General features: G+C 29.2%; 17 protein-coding genes. 10 read left to right on the forward strand and 7 right to left on the reverse strand.

What is annotated here, in order from left to right:
- Positions 1-12: 12 nt before the first annotated feature.
- The gene (locus tag ECAJ_RS04125) at positions 13-372 is read left to right on the forward strand and encodes a J domain-containing protein (protein ID WP_044262209.1); all 360 of its coding nucleotides are present in this window, start codon (positions 13-15) and stop codon (positions 370-372) included.
- A gap of 1608 nt (positions 373-1980) precedes the next feature.
- On the opposite strand, the gene rho is transcribed toward ECAJ_RS04125, so the two are convergent.
- Positions 1981-3390 (reverse strand): transcription termination factor Rho, encoded by a 1410-nt coding sequence (rho, locus tag ECAJ_RS04130; RefSeq protein ID WP_011304911.1) that lies wholly within the window; start codon positions 3388-3390, stop codon positions 1981-1983.
- Positions 3391-4265: 875 nt separating this feature from the next.
- On the opposite strand from rho, the gene hslV reads away from it, so the two are divergent.
- From hslV to ubiE, 3 genes are read left to right on the forward strand one after another with little or no spacing between them, the layout of a single operon-like run.
- Positions 4266-4835 (forward strand): ATP-dependent protease subunit HslV, encoded by a 570-nt coding sequence (gene hslV, locus ECAJ_RS04135; protein WP_011304912.1) that lies wholly within the window; start codon positions 4266-4268, stop codon positions 4833-4835.
- 1 nt (position 4836) lies between these two features.
- On the forward strand, positions 4837-6315 hold the full coding sequence (hslU, locus tag ECAJ_RS04140) for an ATP-dependent protease ATPase subunit HslU (protein WP_011304913.1): 1479 nt from the start codon (positions 4837-4839) through the stop codon (positions 6313-6315).
- Positions 6316-6317: 2 nt separating this feature from the next.
- A complete protein-coding gene (gene ubiE / locus ECAJ_RS04145) occupies positions 6318-7013 on the forward strand; it encodes a bifunctional demethylmenaquinone methyltransferase/2-methoxy-6-polyprenyl-1,4-benzoquinol methylase UbiE (RefSeq protein WP_011304914.1) in 696 nt (231 codons plus the stop codon).
- 1860 nt (positions 7014-8873) lie between these two features.
- Here the strand turns inward: ubiE and metG are convergent.
- Complete coding sequence (metG, locus tag ECAJ_RS04150) at positions 8874-10394, reverse strand: methionine--tRNA ligase (protein WP_011304915.1); 1521 nt, start codon at positions 10392-10394, stop codon at positions 8874-8876.
- Between the two features lie 625 nt (positions 10395-11019).
- Here metG and ECAJ_RS04155 point away from each other — a divergent pair.
- The 4 genes from ECAJ_RS04155 to cyoE all read left to right on the forward strand — a co-directional run bounded on the left by ECAJ_RS04155 (position 11020) and on the right by cyoE (position 16030).
- Complete coding sequence (locus ECAJ_RS04155) at positions 11020-12273, forward strand: aspartate kinase (protein WP_011304916.1); 1254 nt, start codon at positions 11020-11022, stop codon at positions 12271-12273.
- 528 nt (positions 12274-12801) lie between these two features.
- Positions 12802-13575 carry a cytochrome c oxidase subunit II gene (gene coxB, locus ECAJ_RS04160; RefSeq protein WP_044262060.1) on the forward strand — a complete coding sequence of 258 codons (774 nt, stop codon included), beginning with the start codon at positions 12802-12804 and terminating at the stop codon, positions 13573-13575.
- Positions 13576-13583: 8 nt separating this feature from the next.
- Positions 13584-15140: a cytochrome c oxidase subunit I gene (gene ctaD / locus ECAJ_RS04165; protein ID WP_011304918.1), complete on the forward strand. Its 1557-nt coding sequence runs from the start codon at positions 13584-13586 to the stop codon at positions 15138-15140.
- A gap of 2 nt (positions 15141-15142) precedes the next feature.
- Positions 15143-16030, forward strand: coding sequence for a heme o synthase (cyoE, locus tag ECAJ_RS04170; protein WP_011304919.1), 888 nt, complete (start codon positions 15143-15145; stop codon positions 16028-16030).
- 1106 nt (positions 16031-17136) lie between these two features.
- Here the strand turns inward: cyoE and ECAJ_RS04175 are convergent.
- Positions 17137-17901 carry an outer membrane protein assembly factor BamD gene (locus ECAJ_RS04175; RefSeq protein ID WP_011304920.1) on the reverse strand — a complete coding sequence of 255 codons (765 nt, stop codon included), beginning with the start codon at positions 17899-17901 and terminating at the stop codon, positions 17137-17139.
- 182 nt (positions 17902-18083) lie between these two features.
- Between ECAJ_RS04175 and purD the strand changes: the two genes are divergently transcribed.
- Together purD and yajC are read left to right on the forward strand one after the other, a co-directional pair.
- Entirely contained in the window at positions 18084-19349 is a 1266-nt protein-coding gene (purD, locus tag ECAJ_RS04180; protein ID WP_011304921.1) for a phosphoribosylamine--glycine ligase, read from the forward strand.
- Positions 19350-20475: 1126 nt separating this feature from the next.
- Complete coding sequence (yajC, locus tag ECAJ_RS04185) at positions 20476-20859, forward strand: preprotein translocase subunit YajC (RefSeq protein ID WP_044262062.1); 384 nt, start codon at positions 20476-20478, stop codon at positions 20857-20859.
- Positions 20860-20960: 101 nt separating this feature from the next.
- Here the strand turns inward: yajC and dnaN are convergent, their stop codons facing one another.
- The 4 genes from dnaN to ECAJ_RS04205 form a co-directional block, all read right to left on the reverse strand.
- Positions 20961-22088: a DNA polymerase III subunit beta gene (gene dnaN / locus ECAJ_RS04190; RefSeq protein WP_011304923.1), complete on the reverse strand. Its 1128-nt coding sequence runs from the start codon at positions 22086-22088 to the stop codon at positions 20961-20963.
- An 84-nt stretch (positions 22089-22172) separates the two neighbouring features.
- Positions 22173-22787, reverse strand: coding sequence for a ribonuclease D (locus ECAJ_RS04195; protein WP_044262065.1), 615 nt, complete (start codon positions 22785-22787; stop codon positions 22173-22175).
- 88 nt (positions 22788-22875) lie between these two features.
- A complete protein-coding gene (locus tag ECAJ_RS04200) occupies positions 22876-23676 on the reverse strand; it encodes a response regulator transcription factor (protein ID WP_011304925.1) in 801 nt (266 codons plus the stop codon).
- Between the two features lie 381 nt (positions 23677-24057).
- A complete protein-coding gene (locus ECAJ_RS04205; protein WP_011304926.1) occupies positions 24058-24693 on the reverse strand; it encodes an ECH_1013 family putative transcriptional regulator in 636 nt (211 codons plus the stop codon).
- Positions 24694-24877: the final 184 nt, after the last annotated feature.

The following is a 24877-nucleotide window of genomic DNA, read 5'->3' on the forward strand; positions in this document are numbered from 1 at the left end:
CAAGTCATTTATATGTTGTTTATCTTTTTAATAATATTCTCTATAATAGGTGTGATATTTGTATTGCCAATTCTAGCATTGTTTATATTTCTAATATTGAAAAGGAATAGCATAATAAACATGAGTGAAGTTATGACTTCTACTTTTAATAAAGTAATGAATGAAGCAAGCATGTATAGTAATACAAGAAGTACAGGCAATAGCTTATCAAAAGCAGAAGCACTTGAAATATTGGGATTAGAAAAAAATGCAAGTCCAGAACAGATCAACACAGCATATCATAAGCTAATGAAATCCATGCACCCAGATAAGGGTGGGTCTCCTTATTTAGCACAGAAACTAAATGAAGCTAGAGATACATTATTAGGTTAATTAACAAAACAAATATTGAAGGTATAACTTTTAAATCTTCCAAATATGTAACCATTCCATATCTCTTTAATATAAAACTACAAAACTTATACTTACATCATATGAGAACACAAACCAAAAGCAAAATAGTACATAATCATTAAATCAGAGTAATATAGGAAAAAAATTAAACCTATCAATATAAATCAACTAAAACATGCATCAAGGAAACAAACACTCTAGAGAAATACACACTTTATTAGTTACTTACAACCCAAAACAAGTTAATAACAAAACACTCTACCTAACAACAACACATAAAACACACCATCCACTGACATACAAAAACATCAAAGTTGAACAATTTCATCTATTGCCACATCATTACTCAGAAGTATCAGTATACAAATTTATAAACAAAGCTAATTCCATTTACAAATTTATCATATATAAGCACAGTACTCACACAAATATTCTAAACAAATTTTTAGTCAGCTATTTATTTTTTAACAACACAAGATAACAAAACACCCTACCTAACAACAACACATAAAACACACCATCCACTGACATATAAAAACATCAAAGCTAAACCATTTCATCTATTGCTACACTATTACTCAGAAGTATCAGTATACAAATTTATAAACAAAGCTAAGTTCTATAATAAATTTATTATTCAACAGTATAGTATTCACATATATAAAATATCTATTTTATCTACACTTATACCCAACTATTTATTAACATCAATCTACTTATTAGCTTTCATAGAATAAATTATCTAGGTATAGTATCTAAATAATATATAAATCAGCATGTTAATATTAAGTAACTAACTTATATACAAATATATTACTCAAAATCTCCATAAAATATCGCTTTTATATTAATCAGACTTACAACTAATTATTTATATAATATACAATTTCTTGATCTATACTTACTCTAATAAAGATACAATCACAATTAAAAAATATTTAATATTTCAACTTTATTTTTATCATCATCCATATCAACTTGAGCACTTTTTCTAATATAGATTTCACTACTATAACCACACATATTAACTTAAATACTTTGCTGAATATCAATTTTATTAACTTCATTAAAAAACTTAAATAACTAGCTTGAAACTATAAATATTATTAAATAAATTTATAAATAATAATTGCACATTCATTATATTTTTTTATTTTAATATACCTTTAATTAGGTATTTTCCTACATAAACAATTTGTCTTAATGTAAGCACTAACTAATCTTTCATTAATTCACATCTAAGAATAAACTACTTAAAACTTAAGCAATTTCATACAATAGCAATATTATTTATATTACTAAACAAAATAAACTGAGATATAAAAATTGTCTTACACTTAAATCTAATAGTACAACAGCATTCAGATCAACAAAACATTCTAATTAACATTAAAGCATATTAAATACACCATTATCTAATATGCAAAAACAGAACACTAAAAATTTGAATAATCTTATATAATTGTTACATCATAAGTCAAAAACATGACAATGAGATGAATTTACAAACAAAGCTAAGTTTTCTATACTTACAACTTATCATCCAACAATACACAGCACTCAATCAACAGAACACTAAGCAAATTTTTAGCTATTCATCATATCAAAGAACTCATTATTATCCTTAGTTATAGACAATTTATCTCTTAAAAATTCCATTGCTTCAACAGAACCCATTGATGATAATAACCTTCTTAACAACCACACTTTTTTCAAACACACATGATCTATTAACATATCTTCTTTTCTTGTACCTGATTTTGAAATATCTATTGCTGGATATACTCTTTTATCAGATATTTTTCTATCCAATATTATTTCACAATTTCCTGTACCTTTAAATTCTTCAAATATCACTTCATCCATTTTTGACCCTGTTTCTATTAGAGCAGTTGCTATTATCGTCAACGAACCTCCATTTTCTATATTTCTTGCTGCACCAAAGAATCTTTTTGGTCTTTGTAAAGCATTAGAATCCACACCTCCAGTCAATACCTTACCTGATGATGGTATCACTGAATTATATGCCCTTGCTAATCTTGTAATTGAATCAAGTAGTATTACAACATTTTTCTTATGTTCTACCATTCTTTTTGCTTTTTCAATCACAATTTCTGCAAGTTGTACATGTCTATATCCAGGTTCATCAAATGTTGAACTAACTACTTCTCCTTTTACAGATCTACACATATCTGTAACTTCTTCTGGTCTTTCACCTATTAACAAAACTATTAACTCTATATCAGGGTGATTGACAGATATTGAATGTGCTATTTGTTGCAATATTATCGTTTTTCCAGCTCTTGGTGGAGCAACTATAAGGGCTCTTTGTCCTTTACCCAAAGGAGCAACTATATCTATTACCCTCATACTTATATCTTTTTTACTCAAGCTAACAGGATCATTAGTTTCTAAGAGTATTCTTTCTTCCGGGTACAATGGGATTAAATCATCAAAGTGTACATATCTTTGCAATTTTCCCATATCTGTAAAATTTATACTATGTGCTTTTACTAAAGTAAAATATCTTTCTTTTTCACTAGGAGCTCTTATTTCTCCACTTACTATATCACCAGTTCTTAAATTAAACTTTTTTATTTGACCTGCAGAAATATACACATCATCTCCACTTGCAGCATAATTCGCTTCTGGAGATCTTAAGAATCCAAATCCATCAGATAATATTTCTACTACTCCACCTCCTATTGCTGCACCTCCATCATTTACAACTTTTTTCATCAAGTGAAAGATTATTTCCTGTTTAAGCATTCTACCATTACTTACAACACCAAGTTCTTCTGCTATTTTCAAGAGATCTTCTATACTTTTCTTTTTCAATTCACTCAAATCCAACACTTTCACTTCTTGTGCTTCTACTTGTGCACTCCCTTCTACTTCTTCTTTATCTCCTACTTCTTCTGATTTATCTTCTTGTTTCTCTAATACTTCCGGAGTTAACACCTCTCTATCTAATACAACATCTTCTGATTCTGACATAAAAACTCTCTTTACACTAAAATGCTAGGGTACCAATGCTCAAGTATTTATACAAGCCTTGCAAACAAATATACCTTCAACGCTATAAATATAGTACTTGAAACAAATTGATCAATAACGGCAAACTTACTACTCCAAGTATTTACATAGTAAATCTTGTGCATATGGTGACACATCTGCTAAATTAGCATATTTTTTTATTTTGACAATACATAAATTACTTAAACTGCAACAACTGTTAATTTTATTTGCTATATTTGCTATGAACTTATCTCTGACATATCACATAATGCTTTCTCAGCAAAACTAACTTGAACAATACTACATAGGCTATTCATTAACTAATTAACAATACTAAAAGATATTATCATACAACTCAACACCAAAATATATTTCAAGAGCTATATAAAAAACTTAACAACCAATTATTATATACTATGGTGTGTAATACAATGGCAATAAGTATTTTATATATATAAAATTCAAAAAGTCTAATAAAAAAATACTACAACATTTAATATTTGATCAAATCATAACAGCTAATACTAGATAATGTTAAAAAAACATTAATTGAAATTACTATTTGTCAGAGATTTATTATTTTGCTTAAATATAGAGAATTGTTAAAATAATATCGCATAATTTATCAACTATTATTAATTAATAACTACTAATGTGGCATTTTGTATAACAAGGAGGATCAATTTAATAGGCAATTACAGCAATTAATTTTATTTTTTAAAGTATACATTCAGGGCAACATAAAATTATAATCAAGTATTTAATAATTTACATTTATTTTCTAAGTGATATAGATAAAGCCATGCATATTAACAAAAAATTGCAGTATTTAAGTATAAGTAGGAGTTTAAATAATGGAGCATAAAGATCCTAGTCAGATGTATGGAACGACTATTTTGTGTATTCGTAGAGGTAACCAAGTAATAATTGCAGGAGATGGCCAAGTATCTTTAGGACAGACTGTAATAAAAAATTCAGCAAAAAAGATAAAACGTTTAGCTAATGATACAGTAATTACAGGGTTTGCTGGTGCAACAGCAGACGCCTTCACACTTTTTGAAAGATTAGAAAGTAAATTGGAAAAACACCCTGGACAGCTACTTCGTGCATGCGTAGAATTAGCAAAAGATTGGAGAATGGACAAATATCTGCGTAGACTAGAAGCAATGATGATTGTAGCAGATAAATCTATATCACTAATAATATCAGGTAATGGAGATGTTTTAGAACCAGAAAATGGAATAGCAGCTATTGGATCAGGAGGTAATTATGCTTTAGCAGCAGCAAAAGCTTTATGTGAGACCAATGAGCGGTTTTCTCAAAACATGACTCTAGAATACACAATTACTACTGCAATGAGAATAGCTTCTGAAATATGTATTTATACAAACAACAACATTATTATTGAAAAAATAGAGGATTAAAATGTTTGTTAAACTAAAATTAAATGATGATCTAGAAAGCAATACAACAACTACATCAGATAATACTCATGACAATCAAGATCACAATCAGACTTGTGCCACAAAAAGTAAAAATATTATTAGTGTAACAGCCACTGAAGATGAAACAACTTCAGATGATTCATATAACACTCAAGAATTAACTCCTCAACAAATTACACAAGCATTAGACAGGTTCATCATAGGACAAGCAGATGCAAAACGTGCTGTCGCCATTGCTTTAAGAAACCGTTGGCGTCGTAATAGAGTACCTGAACCATTAAGAGAGGAGATTATTCCTAAAAACATTCTCATGATAGGACATACAGGTATTGGTAAAACAGAAATAGCACGTAGACTAGCAAAGCTTGCAAAAGCCCCATTTATAAAAGTAGAAGCTACAAAATTCACTGAAATAGGATATGTAGGTAGAGATGTAGATTCCATTATACGTGACTTAGTTGATGTGGCTATTAATCTTGTAAAAGAAAAATTCCGTAAAATTGTAGAGAAAAAAGCAAAAGCTTTATCAGAAAGTATGATTCTTGATGCATTGATAGGACCTGATGCAAGTGAAGAAACGAAAACTATCTTTCAAGAAAAGTTAAGAAACGGAGAGTTTGAAGATTCTGAAATTTCAATTTCTATAAAGGAGAGTAAAAATACAATGCCTCCTATTGATATTCCTAATATTCCTGGTAATCAAGTTGGGATTATGAATATTAATGAGATTGTACACAAGATGCTAGGCAATAACAAACAACTCAAAACCATTAAAGTTACTGTTAAAGAAGCAAGAGAATTGCTTATTAATGAAGAAAGCGAAAAGTTGATGGATGAAGATAAGATCATAAAAGAAGCACTTCAACTAGCAAGTAATGATGGTATTGTATTCTTAGATGAAATAGATAAAATTGCAGCCCGTACAGAAATTAGAGGAGAAGTGAACAGAGAAGGTGTACAAAGAGATCTTTTACCATTACTTGAGGGAACAAGTGTAACAACCAAATATGGGACTATAACAACTGACCATATTTTGTTCATAGCATCTGGAGCATTTCACTTAGCTAAACCTTCTGATTTATTACCTGAATTGCAAGGACGTCTTCCTATAAGAGTAGAACTTAAACCTCTCAGTAAAGATGATCTAGTACGTATATTAACTGAACCAGAGTCAAGCTTATTAAAGCAATACTGTGCATTAATGAAAACAGAAAATATTACCATTGATTTTACTGATGAAGGAGTATGCACCATAGCTGAAATAGCATCTACAGTTAATAGAGAAGTTGAAAATATTGGTGCACGTAGGTTACACACTATTTTAGAAAAACTAATGGAAGATATCAGCTACACCGCAACAGAGAACAGCGGTAAAACATATGTTATTGATAGTGAATATGTAAAGCAAAAATTAGAAGATATTTCAAAGCAATTAGACTTATCAAAATTTATATTATAACCATGGAAGAAAGATCAAAGTTCGTTAATCAAGTATTTACTTCAGTTGCATCTAGATATGACTTAATGAATGATATAATGAGCTTTGGTCTTCACAGACTATGGAAAAACAAAGCTATCCAGGGTATCACTAGTGGACGTTTACTTGATGTTGCATGTGGCACTGGAGACATTGCAATAAAGGTAACAAAAAAAACACAAAATAATGTAGATATAATAGTATGTGATATCAATCCTAAAATGTTACGTCATGGTAGAGACAACGCCATTAATGCAAATGCATTAAATCTTAAATGGGTATGTGGCAATGCAGAACAGCTTCCATTTTCAGACAACAGTTTTGACTATTATACAATTTCTTTCGGTATTCGTAACGTCTCTAACAGACAACTTGCACTCAATGAAGCATATAGAGTTCTTAAACAAGGAGGAAAATTTATATGCTTAGAATTCTCACCACTAAAAGAAAGTCATCCTCTTCATAAATTTTATAACTTTTATTCATTCAGCATCATTCCTAATATAGGACAGCTGGTAGCAAAAGATAAAGCTTCATATCAATATTTAGTGGACAGTATAAGTGAATTTCCATATCAGGAAGACTTTGCACAAGAAATACAAAATTCTAACTTTGTAGAAATCAAATATAACAATTTATGCTTTGGCATAGTTACACTATATACAGCTTTAAAGATATAATCACCAATATCACAATTTTTCCTACTTCCCCATTGGCTATGCAATGCAAACATTTTCAATATAGCAGCATTAAAATAGACTTTACATGTGGAAAAATTTACTTAAATATAGCTTCATAAGTTCCATTATACATAATCTAACAAAACAAATACTGACATCAAAGCACTCTACTATTCAATTTCTAAAAAAGTACAGCAGTTTTAATTTTTAGAATGTTTAATTACAAAATACAAACATAATGTCTTCAATAGTAAGCATCAAAATAAACTTTCGCATCGCAAGAAATTTACTAAAGACAAGATACAGATCCAATCAGTTTATCATATGCAGCCTTACAGACCACACCTAATCAATCAAAGTACAACTACTTTAATTTTTAAAATTCTTACTTTACAATGTCAATATAATGCCAACTTATCATTAAAATAAACTTCACTACACACGCAATTTACACAAAATAACATATAAATCCAATAAGTTTCAAAAACATATAACTAACCTTACATAAAAGCACTTTACAACTTATCTAATAAACTAAACATCAGAGGTTTTAGGATTTTTGATTATACAATGCAAACATCATTTCAATCTTATCAGAATCATCATAAACAAGCTTTGATATAAGAAAGAAATTACTCAAAGACTATAGCAACTTTAAGTAATTCCATGATATATTATTTAAAAATCTCATTGTTTTAATACAAAAGTTTTTCACATATTTATTTAATAAAAGTTCAGAATTTTTAACTATATGAGACTTACATTATGTCATATCAAGTCAATTTAAACATTATAAATAGCATTAAAGAATAAAAAACCTACCAATACTTGAATTTCAATACTTGTATGTTTTTCACACAACTTGTAAAAATAATCAACATTAAGACCTCTTACATGTTAAATCATGGTTTTGATTGAATAAAATAATTTACCACTTAATACATAACATTATACCCAAACAGGAAAAAATGAACTAATTTCACATCACAATTCACTTTACATATCATTCAATAAAAGTATACCTATTTGAACTTAATAATGCTTGACCACAACACCATTAATATAAACTTACACAACGACTTAATTATTACATTCTTTATATAATAGATAACGTAATACTATCAATTGCCAACTTAATATCCACTATCATAAAATTTTTCACAAATTTTTTATTTTATGTATAACATTACACAAGACAATAAATCCAACAAGCTAAGATATATTTAAACAAAGCAAAGTTATTTTATGATAAAACTTTTTTATCATTTATATCCGCACTAGTACTAACATTGCTTCTTTACTCATACTTACATTATTTTACACACTTTATCTTATACAATGCTATACTATATGCTAAGTAAGCATTTTAAAATGCATCAGTCAACATTCTGTTTAAACATAGCAAAGTCATTTCATATCTAAATTTGATACTACTTAATATTTGCATAGTAATAACATTACTTGTTTTTCATACCTATAAGTTAATCAATTTTCTGACACATCTTATTCTATACATTAGATCACATGTGGATTACAAATCTAACAATCATTTACAGTCAACATATGTTTAAACAAAGCAAAATCATTTCATGCACAAGTTTGATATCACTTATATATGCAATGGTAATAACATTACTTATTCTATTAACATTTACAACTTAATTAACTTTTTTTACATCTCTTATTCTATTACACTGAATCACATGGTGTTTCAAATTCAACAACCATCTGAGAACTAATAAGTCAAAATATTTTTAAATCAAGTAAAGTCATGTCACGTATAAAACTCTTTTACTGATATTGTACTAGGAGTAATATTACTTACTCACACCTGCCAATATAACTTAATCAACTAATCATTTACACTATTTTCGCAAAAATAGGCTCTGGTTTTGGCAAAATTTCACCCATACTTATAGGTATAGAAAATTTGCTAAAATCACGGTTGCATCTTGGCAAATTAATTTGATCTAACATTTTAGACGACAACTCAGGTATTACAGGTTGCAGCAATAATCCTATACATCTGATATATTCAAGCAACTTATACAACACTGCTTTCATAATTTCACGATCACTTTTAGACAATTTCCATGGAACTCTAGCTGTAATATATTCATTAGCCATAGAAGATAATTGTTCTATAATGTGTATCAGCCCATTGAGATTATAATACTTTATACAACCCCTCGCTTTTTCAAGAATCTCTTGATAATCTGGTAAAACTTCTTCATTTCTTAACAGAGAATTATTGACTAACGGTACTTTCCCTTCACACTCTTTATACAATAGTGAAACAGTTCTCTGTACCAAATTCCCTATATTATTTGCCAAATCAGAATTTATACACTTAATAAAACTACTCCTTTTAAAATCCCCATCATTCCCTATTGGCATTTCTTTAATTAAAAAATATCTCAATTGATCAACTCCAAATTCTTCAACTAAATCAAAAGGTTTTATAATATTACCAAGTGATTTAGATATCTTTTGTCCCTCATTAGTCCACCAACCATGAGCTAAGATTTTTTTAGGTAAGGGCAATCCAGCTGCCATTAAAATAGCAGGCCAATATACAGCATGGAATCTTAATATATCCTTTCCAACAACATGTAATACAGTACTATTGTCATTCCCCCAATAAGTTTGATAATCTTTAGACTTTACATCAGGAAACCCTAACACTGTCAAATAATTTGCTAAAGCATCAACCCACACGTAAATCACATGTTCATCATCATTTGGTACTTTTATTCCCCACACAACATTTTTTCTTGATACAGAAAGATCTTTCAATCCTGATTTTACAAATGATATTACTTCATTATATCGGTACTTAGGAATAATAAAGTCAGGATGTTCTTCATAAAAAGTTAATAATTTTTCTTGAAAATCTGATAATCGAAAAAAATAACTAGGTTCCTCTATCCATTCAACTTCAGCACCTGTAGGAGCTTTACCATCAATTAATTCTTTTTCTTGGTAGAATGCCTCATCTCTAACTGAATACCACCCAGAATAACTACCCAAATACACCATGTCATTATCACATAAACTGGTCCATAACGCCGTTACAGCTTTTTTATGTCTCATTTCCGTTGTACGAACAAAATCATTGTAACTATAGTTCATAACATCAGCTAACTGTCTAAAAACAGCACTTGTACCATTAGTAAATTCTAGCAATGATATATTACGTTCTTGAGCTGCTTTTTCTACTTTTTGCCCATGCTCATCTGTTCCAGTTACAAACTTTACATTATACCCATCAAGACGCATAAACCTTGCAATAATATCAGATATTAAAGTTGTATAAACATGGCCTATATGTGGAACATCATTAACATAATAAATTGGAGTGGTAATATATATGTTATTCATAAGTTAATATTATTGTTACTTCTATAATTAATACTCTACCATACAATTTCAGTTATACTAATTCAATATTCACAAATATATTTGTTTATCTTAAAATTACACTCATAAAAACTTTATGATTACATGAAATATAATATGTTAACTATATAAAAATGTACTCAATCAAAAAGATAAAACTAATGTATAATCCAACACAAATCACATAAATTCATCAGACAACAGATATAAGTAATAACAATATATTGAACATCTATAACTTACTGTTAAAAAAACTTAATAGCAAAATCCTATCTATTTAACAATTTTGCTATATTTTTTAATGACCAAATAATCTAATTATGCAAACTACATAAAAACTCACAAAGAAAAAACATATGTTAACACCAACAGAGCGATTAACTAATATTAACCAATTACAGCTTGAACACTTTTTATCTGTTAATTATTCAAATAGTAATATTTACAATATAAGCTATACTTTCTGATAATTAATATAGAACCCACTAGAAACATTACTGAAAATTACTAATTTTACAATTCAAATATTCACTGTTTTTACATACAACTTTGCAAAACATAAAAAATAACTTATTATTTAATATTCATATATTTCTATCACACAATAATGGAAAGGATTTTAGTCAAAAAATTTGGAGGAACTTCTTTACAGGATATAAAATGTATTAACAAAGTCGTAGAAATCATAAAACAAGATATTAACAATAATTATAAAGTAGTTGTAATAGTATCAGCTATGGGAAAATTTACTGATAATATCATTTCACAAATTAAACAAATTTCTGATGTAAAATCCCCATCTGAACGTTCGGAATACGATTTAATTATCTCTTCAGGAGAACAAATATCATGTGGCCTATTATCATTAGCCTTGCAAAAAGTAGGCATTAATGCACAATCATGGCTAGGATGGCAATTACCTATAGTAACAACCGAAGATCACACTAAAGCAAGGATCATAGATATTAATGTAAATTCATTGCAGGACTCACTAGCTAACAATGATGTTGCCATCGTTGCTGGATTTCAAGGAATGCATAAAAACAATAGAGTAACAACATTAGGTAGAGGTGGTTCTGACACATCAGCTGTAGCAATCGCAGTAGCATTAGGAGTCGACCTATGCTATATCTACACAGACGTTGATGGAATATATACAGCAGACCCTAATTTAGTACCAAAAGCACATAAGTTAGATTACATCACATATGATGAAATGATAGAGATGTCTTCTCTCGGAGCTAAAGTGTTACAAGTACGCTCAGTAGAAATAGCAATGAAATATAACATAAAATTGTGCATACTATCTACTTTTAATCCTGGAAAGGGAACAATGTTATGCAAAAAAGGAGAATCTCATATGGAAAGTCAACTTATTACTGGTGTCACATGTAATAACAAAACAGCAAGTATTACGTTAAAACAAGTAAAAACACTATCTGGTATTACTACAGTATTTAATGCAATAGCAGAAAAAAATATCAATGTTGACATGATAATTCAAAACATGAATGACAACAACGCCAATGATATTACTTTCACAATTTCAGAAGAAGATTTACCAACAACAAAAAAATTCTTAACAGAAATTCAATCTGAACTCATGTATCAAGATTTAATCATCAATTCTGAAGTCGCAAAAGTTTCTATTATTGGTGTAGGCATGATTTCCCACTCTGGAATAGCTTATAAAATGTTTGATACACTAACATCAAATAATATAAAAATATTAGCAGTCACTACTTCAGAAATAAAAATTAGTGTATTAATATACAGAAAAGACAGTCAACTTGCTACAGTAGCCTTACATTCTGCTTTTGAACTTGACAGTACAGAATCAAATTTATACACAATAAGTTAGATTCTGTTTTTTAGTTCAAATTTACATGTTAAGTAACCTAACTTAAAAATCATAAAATTTAAGTAATACATGTTTAAAGTTTTAAGGCTCACTATACATTAAGAACTTTTGTTACTATATAACTTCCTATGTTAAAAAATAAAGACTATTTCTTAAGTACATTTTTAAGTGACTACAATTCATTCAAGATTTTACTCAATAACTTTATCAAAATTTTTTAATATCTAACTTAATAATAAATTAACCTTTGAGTATAAAAAAATTACATAATAGTAAATCTTGTATCACATTTTTTAACTGACAATTTTATATAAAAGTTAAAGATTTCGTTAAATTACAATAATTTCTTACAAAATTGAAAATCAGTTTTGTTATTAAAGATAACGCTAAATTATAGATAGCTTTATAAGTGCTACAGTTTTTAGTTATAATTAATATTACAAGTTTATACTTATTAAAAAGTAGTATAAAGTTATTGCATTTTAACAGTCAAAATGATAAAGATAAATGATTAATAGTGTAGCATTTATGTTAAGACTTCTAACTTTTTTTTTATACATGTTTAGTTCCTTTAGCGCATTTGCAGCACCAGTAAAATGGCAAATGGGTTTTCAGACCCCAGCAACAGAAATAATGGAGTCTATCATAAAGTCACATAATTTTGTTATGCTTGTTATGTCAATAGTTGTGGTAGTTGTCTTCTCCATAACGTTATATGTACTTATAAAGTTCAGAAAAAAACCAGAAGATAAAATTGTATTCAACACTAAAAATTCTCATAATACAGTACTAGAAATACTATGGACATTGATTCCTTTAATAATTGTAGGCTTTCTAACCATAAGTAATGTCAAATTGATTAGACATGAACAACAAATTCCTAAAGTAGAAATGACATTAAAAGCAATTGGGTACCAATGGTATTGGGGATATTCATATCCAGATTATAAAAATTTTGCTTTTGATAGCTACATGAAAGCAACAGACAGTTTAGAAGATAATGATTTACGATTCCTTGAAGTAGATAACAGAGTAGTAGTACCTATAAACACAAACATCTTACTACAAGTCACAAGCGCAGACGTAATACATAGTTGGGCAGTGCCAGCACTAGGTGTAAAAATTGATGCAGTTCCAGGCAGATTAAATGAAGCATGGTTTAATATAAAAACTCCAGGAGTATACTATGGACAGTGTTCAGAACTTTGTGGAAGATTACATGGATTCATGCCAATAGTAATAGTTGCTGTTGAGAAAGAACAATTTGATGAATGGATACAAAAAAAGACACTTGATTTATAGAGGCATGCATGAGTAGCGAACATACACCAAAAGGAATAAAACGTTGGTTGTTTTCAACAAATCATAAAGATATAGGTACACTATATATAATTTTTTCTATTATTGGTGGTCTTGTAGGAGGAGCGTTATCCCTTGTACTAAGGTTACAACTTGCACATATCAATGTACTACATGATAATTATCAACTTTATAATGTTATAGTGACAGGACATGCATTAATTATGGTGTTCTTTATGATAATGCCAGCTTTAACTGGAGGTTTTGGTAACTGGTTTGTACCATTGCTTATAGGAGCACCAGATATGGCGTTTCCTCGTCTTAATAATGTAAGTTTCTGGTTATTAGTTGCGTCATTGGTTTTATTATGTACATCTGTACTAATAGGTGAAGGAGCAGGTACAGGATGGACATTATATCCACCACTATCCTATATAGGATCTCATCCAAGTGCTTCTGTTGACATAGCAATATTCGCTATACATGTTGCTGGAGCTTCATCAATTGTTGGATCAATAAATTTCATTGTGACAATATTTAATATGAGAGCTCATGGCATGACATTACTAAAAATGCCATTATTCGTCTGGACAATTTTACTAACATCTTTCATGTTAATAGTGACAATCCCAGTACTAGGAGGGGCTGTAACAATGCTATTAACAGATAGAAACTTTGGGACTAGCTTTTTTGATCCTTCTGGTGGTGGTGATCCTTTATTATTCCAACACTTATTTTGGTTTTTTGGACATCCTGAAGTATACGTAATAATATTTCCTGCTTTTGGGATAATAAGCCAAATCGTTTCTACTTTTTCCCATAAAGCAGTCTTTGGATACTTAGGTATGGTACTAGCACTAGTTGGTATCGCAGTCGTAGGCGCAGTAGTATGGGCACATCATATGTTTACTGTAGGGTTAAATGCAGAAATTATGACATACTTCAGTGTTACTACCATGTTAATAGGTGTACTAACAGGAGTTAAAGTATTCAGTTGGATTGCAACTATGTGGGGAGGACAAATAGAATTTAAAACTCCAATGTTATTTTCAATTGGCTTTATCTTTGTATTCGTAATAGGTGGAGTGACTGGTATTGTAATTTCACATGGAGGTATTGACAAAGCATTACATGACACATATTACGTAGTTGGACATTTTCACTACGTAATGTCAATTGCTGCATTATTCGCTGCTTTTGGAGCCTTTTACTATTGGATAGGGAAAATATCTGGCAAACAATACAATGAATGCCTAGGAAAAATACATTTCTGGTTAACTTTCATTGCAACTAATATTACTTTTTTACCTCAGCACTTTTTAGGAATAGCAGGTATGCCAAGACGTATTCCGGATTATCCAGATGCTTTTATTCCATGGAATTACATATCATCAGCAGGAGCAGTTTTATCATTTATTTCAGCCTTATTTTTTGTCTATATAGTTATTTCAACATTAAGAAGTGGTAAGAAATGCCCTAGTAATCCATGGGGAGGAGATACATTAGAATGGACAGTTCCATCACCAGCACCTTTTCATACATTTGAAGAAATACCAAAGGTTGATTGAACATGAATTCTAAATGTGAAACTATTAAGCCACAGGTAGTAAATAGTATACTAGATTATTGGAATCTACTCAAACCAAAAATTATGTATTTAGTAGTTCTTACAGGAATTACAGGCATGATAATTGCACCAGGAAGTATTCATCCCTTCATTGCTATTATTAGTACATTATGCATAGCACTAGGGTCTGGTGCAGCAGGTGCAATAAACATGTGGTACGATAGTGATATAGACGCATTAATGACACGAACCAAAAATAGACCTATACCTGCCGGAAAAATTTCAAAATCCAGTGCAATTGAATTGGGGTTGGTATTATCTGTTATATCTGTAACAGTAATGATGATTTCTGTTAATTACATATCAGGAATATTATTAGCAATTAGTATAGGATTTTATTCTTTCGCATACACAATGTATCTAAAAAGAAGAACTCCACAAAACATAGTCATAGGAGGCATTGCAGGAGCAATTCCACCAATTATTGGGTGGACTTCTGTCACTAGTTCTATTTCTATAGAAAGTTTGATATTATTTCTTATCATATTTATGTGGACTCCACCACACTTTTGGGCACTATCTCTATTAAACTACCAAGAATATGAAAAAGCCAAAATACCAATGTTACCAGTAACACATGGTATCTTTGTTACTAAAGTTCACATATTAGTATACAGTATTGTACTCTTCATAATAACACTACTACCTGGACTATTTTTAAAGGATTACTTACTATATGAAATTTGTGCTATACCACTTGGCATAACATTTTTATTTCACGCTTTTAAAGTCTTTACTTCAAGTAATTACTATAAATATAAGGCAATGTTTACCTACTCTGTTGCCTATCTTTTTATTTTATTTATATGCATTATTCTTGCCAGTTTCTAATATTTTTAACACATCAGCCAACCATTCAAAACTATTAAGCCCAGAAACAAGTAGTATTACATCCAGAATAAATATACTACATTATAGAATTCTACTCTTACAAAGTTTACATTACCATTCAGTTTTGCATAACAACACAAGTAAGTACAATACTAAATACCATATTGTGATTGATTATAATTTTCAAACATTACTATATAGAAGATACAAAATCACAATATAGTATTATTAGACAAGACATAACACAATGGCTTCTAAAATCTTCAAATTTTACTTTCAAAAGCATTTTTAAAAAACTACATTTCAAAAAAACATAAGAATAAAGCAAGCAACACACTCTCATATCACTTTAAAGATTTACACTTTTTTATATCTTTTAAATTTCATTATAAATATAAACCACAATACATTGATCAAACATTTGATAAAACTTAACACAGTATTATGGCTGTTAAGAACCTACAAACTTTATTCTCACAAAGTATTTCTAAGAAAACTACATTTCAAAAATATCAATATAAAACAAAAAATATGATTTAACATCAGTTTAAATATTTACACATGCTTATATTTTCAAATTACAATAAACATTGTACCTTATATAACCAACTTTTTTCCATAGTAAAAGCTATTTATTAAGTTAAATATTCACATTTTTGATGATGTTTGTGGATTGGATTATAAAGAGAAGAATTAATGTAAACCATAACACATTTGGTTTTTGATTTTAAAACATTTAGTGCTTTTGTAATATATATACATGTTTCCTATAACAGTAAAATTGCTTGGTAAAAGCTAACGCTTCCATGAATTGGCGAATTTATTTATCTGATGAAGACTGTATTTCACATTTCGACTATTTAAAAGCTGTATACTGGATTGTAGTCATCAAAATAAGACACTTAATTTGTGTTTGTAAATTAGTTGATTATATAAGAGTGATTTACAGAAATGTAAAAGATGATTTTCAATTTAAGCTACACATAAAGGATAAGTGTTACTAGTTAAGATAAAATATTATAATACTTTAGATCAAACAAACCTATCACATACATAAAGCACTTTTAAAAGTATGTACACAATAACAAGGTTTTTACAATATAGTCTTATTTACTACCAGTTACTAAATTTGGTTCTTTATACCATCCAGTATTAATACAACATTCTTTTAACAAAGACATATACTTTGCATAAGCAGTAACATCCCCTAAAGCTAAATATGCTTCAGCAATCCTATACAGGCTCTCTGAATAATACTTTGTATCTTCATATTTATTCAATATTGTACTAAACCTTTTAATAGCAGCAACATATTCACCACGCTGCAAATAAAACTTACCTATTGAAAATTCCTTAGCAGCAATATGCTGATGAACTAGATCTAATCTTTTCATAACTTCTTCTAGATATATCGAATTAGGAAAGAGACGCACAAATTCATCTAATAATTCTAAAACCTTATTCACACTACTCTGATCACGATCTATATCACTAATCTGCATATAATTTGCCATTATCCTTAAATAATAAGCAAAATCTATATCTTTACTATCAGGATAAAGCTGAATATAATCATCCGCATAAATTTCAGCACGAGAATAATCACCAAGTTCATAATTCAAAAATGACATCATAAGACGTGCTTTAATTGCTACAGGAGAAAACGGATAAAGATTATCTATTTCTTCTAAATCTTTTACTGCACTTTTATAATCTTTAATACCAGACTTTTTCAATGCACTTTCATACATTTCATCTGCTGTCCGTTCTTCAACAAACTTTATATCTTTTTTGACAAGAGAGCAACCTAGCATAAAAATACAACAGCATAATAAACAAATAGTATTTCTAATAACTTTAGAGTGATTCATATTTTATCGCCTGTAAATATAAGCTTGTAATATAAAATACCCTATTGAAACATAAAGATGTATCCCAGACAAGCAATTTTTACGAATGTACAATAGACCTATTATATACGAAGCATATAACTATTGACAACTATTATATTGATACTAGAATGCATAGCAAGTAATTAAGTGAAGCACACTAAATGAATGTATTGGTAATTGGTTCTGGTGGACGTGAACATTCAATGTTGCACCACATTCGAAAATCTCCATTGCTAAATAAATTGTTCATTGCACCAGGACGTCAAGGGATGGCTGGATTAGCAGATATAATAGACATAGATATCAATAATACCATAGATGTAATTCAAGTATGCAAAAAAGAAAAGATTGAGTTAGTAGTTATTGGGCCTGAAGCTCCACTAATGAATGGGTTATCAGATACATTAACAGAAGAAGGCATATTAGTTTTTGGACCTTCTAAAGCAGCAGCTCGTCTTGAATCTTCAAAAGGATTCACAAAAGAATTGTGCATGAGATATGGTATTCCTACAGCAAAATACGGATACTTTGTCGACGCAGGACCAGCTTACAAGTTCATTGATAAACATAAGCTACCTTTAGTTGTCAAGGCAGACGGATTGGCACAAGGTAAGGGCACAATAATATGTCATACACATGAAGAAGCATATAATGCTGTAGACGCAATGTTAGTTCATCACAAGTTTGGAGAAGCTGGATATGCAATAATCATTGAAGAATTTCTCGAAGGAAAGGAAATCAGTTTCTTTACATTAGTTGATGGATCTAATCCAGTTATACTTGGAGTAGCACAGGATTATAAAACTATAGGAGATAATAACAAAGGGCCTAACACTGGTGGTATGGGTTCATATTCTAAACCAAATATCATCACACAAGAAATGGAACATATAATAATTCAGAAGATAATATATCCAACTATTAAAGCAATGTTTAACATGAATATACAATTCAGGGGGTTGTTATTTGCTGGTATTATAATCAAAAAAAATGAACCAAAGTTACTTGAGTACAATGTACGATTCGGTGATCCTGAAACACAATCAATACTACCAAGACTAAATTCTGATTTTCTAAAGCTTCTATCACTGACAGCTAAAGGTAAATTAGGAAATGAGTCAGTAGAATTAAGCAAAAAAGCTGCCTTGTGTGTTGTAGTAGCAAGTCGTGGATATCCAGGAGAATATAAGAAGAATTCTATAATCAATGGAATAGAGAACATTGAAAAGCTACCTAACATTCAACTTTTACATGCAGGTACAAGAAGAGAAGGTAATAACTGGGTATCAGATGCCGGTAGAGTGATAAACGTTGTAGCACAAGGTGAAAATTTAGCTAGTGCAAAACATCAAGCATATGCTGCACTGGATTTATTAGATTGGCCAGATGGAATCTACAGGTACGATATAGGGTCATGTGCACTGTAGTATTTTCATACTACTACAACTTAAGTTTACATATTCAAGTTTCTAGGGATTCATGTTTAACTTTTAAAAGTGATATCCGTATTCTATTTTTATCAACCACTTTATCTAGTAGTATCATAGAGAAATAACATGATAAATTTATACTTTTAATGTTAAAAATTACAGCGTAATCAATGCAGTCCAAATTACTAAGGCATTACGATATTCAGATAAATATCAGACAGATTAAAAAGCCACTTATCAATAATCTTATTATTGACAGAAACTATCAACCAGTAACGCATCTAACTTTATTATTATATTCAATACACTAAAACATTGATTATTAATTTAAGTGAAAAAATCACCTGTTATACACTTCTATCAAACAATTTACAAACAAAATTATAAAGCATAAGTATTTTAATTATTGATAATTCAGTAAATAGCTTTTTAATTATCAAAATATAACATGTAATCTCAAATAAAACAGATAAATAAGTTCATCTGTAATTATTTAACCAGTTTAACTTTACTGTCATAGTAAATACATAAAGTCAAAAACCAACATGTTATGACCTCTATCAATTCTTTAACTTATTAAAAATCTATAAACATAATTAAAAATATTTAACATATTATAATAATCACAATCCAGTACATAGTTTTCAAATTGTTGAACATTTAATTTCCAATAAGAGAAATATCTATCAATAATTTTACAAATTACAAAAACTACAAGATCGTATCACAATATGTATTTTACTCAGTGTTACACCAAAACACATATATCCTAAAATTAATATCCAATTCAAGCCAAAACTATCTGTTACAGTTTGTACCAATCTTTCATTGCATTATGTAATTAACAACTATCACAAAATATGAGAAATTTATATCTCTCATAAATTATAATTTAAGTACATGGCTTATAAAGCACTACAACGTTACTACTTAGTTTCAAGAAAAAAATTATACTAACTTTTCATAATAATTTAAATACAATTTAGATATTATAAAATTTTAGCAAAATAAAATTTATATCTTAATATTAATAAATCCATCATACTCTTCTATAAAATCTGTGTTGACAATCAATACTATTCTTGATAAAGTAGGTCCACTCATCGGTCCATTGGTATTAAAAATGTCACTTATTTCTGAAGTTTTTGCAGCAGCAACAACAACAGCACCTGCTTCGGGGGTAGGTAGTTCAATTGCAGGTTTAGTTCCTTTAGTACTGATCTTTTTTGTTTTTTACTTTTTTATTATTCGTCCTCAACAAAAAAAAATTAAAGAGCACAATAAACTGTTAGATAGTATAAAAAAAGGAGATAAAGTTATTATTTCTAGTAGCATTTTAGGTTCAGTTACAAAAGTTGATGCAACAAATGGACATTTTCTTGTTGAGATATCAGAAGGTGTTGAGATTAAGGTACTAAAATCTTCAATATCTGAAGTACTTAACAAAAATAACAAACCTACATCAAGTGCAGTAGAAGGATCCCCTTCAGTTTCTTCTAGTAACTAGTGTTTTTATTAAGTTAAAAATTCAAGTATATTGTCTTTTCTACTTTCAATAACAAGAATACACTAATTTTTTTAAACTTTAACACACAGCATGTAGTATTATTATATCCTCATAGGCATAATAATATAAGTAAAGTCATCTATATTTTCTTGCTCTTGCATTAAAACAGATGTACCAGCATCATAAAATGACAAAATACATTTTCCTTTAACACAATATAGTGCCTCCATTAAATACCTTGCATTTAAACCAATAGTCATATCTTCTCCAGAGTAATCAACCTCTAATTCTTCTCTAGCATCACCTTGATCTGAAGAAGCAGCACTTAATATAAGCTTATTATCAACAAACCGTAACTTTATTACTTTTACCTTATCAAAAACTACAACAGATACTCTATCTATTGCATTTGATAACACTTCAGATTCAATTAACACACTCTTATTATGCGATTTAGGGATAATAGCATTATAATCTGGAAAAGTACCATCTATCACTTTAGATATTAAAATATATTCTTGATATTCAAAACATATCTTTCGATCTGATAAACTGACTGATATTAAATCATTATTACTGCCATGACTCACTATTTTTAAAATTTCATTAACTGTTTTTTTAGGTACTATAATGCCAAAATTTGATAACATATTCTGAGATTTACTTAACTTAGCCAATGATAACCTGTGACCATCTGTAGCAGCACAACATAAAATATTATCAGCTGTATGAACGTACACTCCATTTAAATTAAATCTACTCTCCTCAACAGAAATTGCAAATTTAGTTTTACCAAATAGATTTACTAATTCAGATACTTGTAAAGTAAACTTATTTTGTAACTCATTATTTTCAATAATAGGAAATTTTTCTATATCAACTACAGGAAGAAAAAATTCTGTACGACCACATTCTATAACCAGTCTTCCATCCTTACCAATAACAAACTTAATTTCAATATCATTTGGCAATTTTTTCACAATATCATAAAGAAGTTGTGCAGAAACCACAACAACACCATTTTCATTTATATGAGCAGAAATAGATGCAATTATTGAAATATCAAGATCTGTAGATGTTAAATTAATCTGATGATCTTTTGCCTCTATTCTTACACATGACAATACAACAATACTATGACGCTTTTCTACAACACTATTAATATAAGACAAAGCTTGCAAAAGCTTATCTTTGCTAACAAAAAAGTTCAACTTAATACCACCATTCATATATTTCTATCAATCTTAACTCATTGAAGTTTTATACAAATTAAATATCAACAAGTCAAGGTATGGTTCACTTTACTATTATATTTATAAGGAATGACTGAATATATCAACATTTTCCCAACCTAGTAAATCAAGCTGAGCTCTTGTTTGCAGAAATTTAAAACAAGCAGCTGCTAATTCTCGCTTATTTTCACGTTGTAACATTGCATCTAGTTTGCTTTTTAAAGCATGCAAATAAATAACATCTGATGCCGCATAATTCAATTGTTCAGATGTCAAGCTTTCCCTCCCCCAATCAGATGATTGTTGCATTTTATTAAGTTTCACACCTAACAATTCATAACATAGCTCCTTTAATCCATGATGATCTGTATATGTCCTAACTAATTTTGAAGCTATCTTAGTACAATAACATGGATTAGCCCACATACCAAGATAATAACGCATTACAGCAATATCAAAGCGAGCAAAATGAAAGATCTTAATTATATTTGGATCTGAAAGCACACTTACTAAATTAGGCGCCTGATAATTACCTGAAAACTTAACCAAGTGCACATTACCACTACTATCAGCTAACTGAACTAAACATAATCTATCTCGTCTACATACTAAACCCATAGTTTCAGTATCAATAGCAACAGCATCTTCAAAATTTAGCCCATTAGGCAAATCACAATCATGTACAAATACAGGCACGTAAAATTTCCTCCACCTATAGAAAAGATATATCATATCTATAACATCTTTACTATTTTACCATGTAGCAAGAGAACGCTCAACTATATTATGCTTCTTCAACATACTTTTTATCTTCTTGTGCTCCATAAACTGAATCAATGTTAGACCCACCATCATGGTCCCATCTGTATCCTTCTCTATCATCATTTTCATCTTCATCAACACATTCTTTTAATACATAACCACGTCCCCAAACAGTTTCTATGTAATTCTTACCGTTATTAGCAACTTTAAGTTTTTTACGAAGCTTACACATAAACACATCTATAATTTTATCATCGGAAGGTTCATCTAATTCCCTATATAAATGCGACAAAAACATTTCCTTTGTAAGAACCGTACCTAACCTAGACGATAACAATTCTATCATACCATATTCTTTCTTAGTTAAATGTACTATTTCACCATTACATTCAACACATTTATGATCAAGATTTATTGCAATATTACCAACACGTACTATTGATTCAGGGTGTCCTCTAGTGCGACGTACAATAGCTTTTATTCTTGCAAGTAACTCACTCTTATGAAAAGGCTTAGTGACATAATCATCTGCACCATAATATAAACCTTTCACTTTATGTGATACCGATGAAATACATGACAATATCAGTACTGGAACTTTTATACCAGATTCACGTAACTTAACCAAAATATCATATCCATCTATTTTCCCAGGAAAATGTATATCTAATATCACTACATCATAGTCATCATTTTTCGGAATGATACTACCATAACAATCCTGAGCAGAAGTCATAGTTTCACAAAAATGCCCTTCTGAAGATAAAGAAGCTTCTACTGCTTTTGCACATGCAATATCATCTTCTATTAATAATATACGCATAAATACCTCTAAAAACTTAATAATCAAAAATTTAACATATAAAGCACTTAGCACTAATCTAAAGACATAATCAACCTATAACAACTAAATATTTCATCAAAAGTTAATACATAGTGTTACTATGCTATTCAAGTATAATAGTAAATTACATGTAATATACTTTCCTTGTGTTGCATATATAACACAATACTACCCCAAAGACTATTCAAGAATTATAGTAAACACACCTAATTTTCCTTAACTAGTAAAATACTTCACTGATTATATATAAGCACAAGTTAATACTTTATTAATAATAAAAATGGTTAACACACGCATCATTATACATTAACAATGACACATACACTAATATAAAATTTCCAAAATTTGACATTTATTTTATTACAACGACCGTGCATACCAAATTACTCTTCCTAATATCTCCATGTCTTCTAAATGACACTCATAAGAAGAATATTTCTTATTATCTGAAACTACATGTAACTTTATCTTTTGATTTTCTCTTAAATACTCCAATCTCCTAATTGATACACCAACTGTATCAACTATTACAAATAACCCAGCAGGATGAGGAATTTTATCACCTATATCTACTAAAACAACATCTTGATTCATCAACGTTGGAATCATACTATCACCTTTTACGTAATATACACGTAAATTTTTCATATTAGAAGTTAAATTAATATTTGAAGACAAATATAAATTCACATCACCTGAAGATGATATTTTACCGTTTTCTAATTCTAAATCATACACAGGTAGTATATTCATATTACCTTGCCCATAAGTATAATTATCATCACTAATTAAATATGACAATGAAACATTTAACACTTTTGCTATTGCCATTAACTTTTTAGATGTAGGATTTGTTGACTTTCCGCTTAGTATATCATATACAAAAGATTTTCCAACATCAGCTTTGTGAGCTAGTTCACGTGCATTTATTCCCATCTTATCCATTTGGTACTTCATTCTAGTAACTATCATACTATTATCACTACTTGTTTTCATAAATTCACCTTACAGTTAATATTTATTACATTTTTGTACAATCTAAAGTACATAAACTCAAGTAATAATTGAATTATTCACTAATAGTTGAGTACCAAATCGCAAAATTACTAGTAAGTAGCACTAAATATTTTAAAAAATTAACTTCAATACAAACGCTTACTACCATGAAATCAGACATCAC

It is taken from the genome of Ehrlichia canis str. Jake, from assembly GCF_000012565.1.
GTDB classification, from domain to species: domain Bacteria; phylum Pseudomonadota; class Alphaproteobacteria; order Rickettsiales; family Anaplasmataceae; genus Ehrlichia; species Ehrlichia canis.

Excerpts from the sequence above, each read along its gene's own strand:
- ECAJ_RS04125 (WP_044262209.1), top strand. The coding sequence starts at position 13 with ATGTTGTTTATCTTTTTAATAATATTCTCTATAATAGGTGTGATATTT.
- rho (WP_011304911.1), bottom strand. The coding sequence starts at position 3,390 with ATGTCAGAATCAGAAGATGTTGTATTAGATAGAGAGGTGTTAACTCCG.
- hslV (WP_011304912.1), top strand. The coding sequence starts at position 4,266 with ATGGAGCATAAAGATCCTAGTCAGATGTATGGAACGACTATTTTGTGT.
- hslU (WP_011304913.1), top strand. The coding sequence starts at position 4,837 with ATGTTTGTTAAACTAAAATTAAATGATGATCTAGAAAGCAATACAACA.
- ubiE (WP_011304914.1), top strand. The coding sequence starts at position 6,318 with ATGGAAGAAAGATCAAAGTTCGTTAATCAAGTATTTACTTCAGTTGCA.
- metG (WP_011304915.1), bottom strand. The coding sequence starts at position 10,394 with ATGAATAACATATATATTACCACTCCAATTTATTATGTTAATGATGTT.
- ECAJ_RS04155 (WP_011304916.1), top strand. The coding sequence starts at position 11,020 with ATGGAAAGGATTTTAGTCAAAAAATTTGGAGGAACTTCTTTACAGGAT.
- coxB (WP_044262060.1), top strand. The coding sequence starts at position 12,802 with ATGTTAAGACTTCTAACTTTTTTTTTATACATGTTTAGTTCCTTTAGC.
- ctaD (WP_011304918.1), top strand. The coding sequence starts at position 13,584 with ATGAGTAGCGAACATACACCAAAAGGAATAAAACGTTGGTTGTTTTCA.
- cyoE (WP_011304919.1), top strand. The coding sequence starts at position 15,143 with ATGAATTCTAAATGTGAAACTATTAAGCCACAGGTAGTAAATAGTATA.
- ECAJ_RS04175 (WP_011304920.1), bottom strand. The coding sequence starts at position 17,901 with ATGAATCACTCTAAAGTTATTAGAAATACTATTTGTTTATTATGCTGT.
- purD (WP_011304921.1), top strand. The coding sequence starts at position 18,084 with ATGAATGTATTGGTAATTGGTTCTGGTGGACGTGAACATTCAATGTTG.
- yajC (WP_044262062.1), top strand. The coding sequence starts at position 20,476 with ATGTCACTTATTTCTGAAGTTTTTGCAGCAGCAACAACAACAGCACCT.
- dnaN (WP_011304923.1), bottom strand. The coding sequence starts at position 22,088 with ATGAATGGTGGTATTAAGTTGAACTTTTTTGTTAGCAAAGATAAGCTT.
- ECAJ_RS04200 (WP_011304925.1), bottom strand. The coding sequence starts at position 23,676 with ATGCGTATATTATTAATAGAAGATGATATTGCATGTGCAAAAGCAGTA.
- ECAJ_RS04205 (WP_011304926.1), bottom strand. The coding sequence starts at position 24,693 with ATGAAAACAAGTAGTGATAATAGTATGATAGTTACTAGAATGAAGTAC.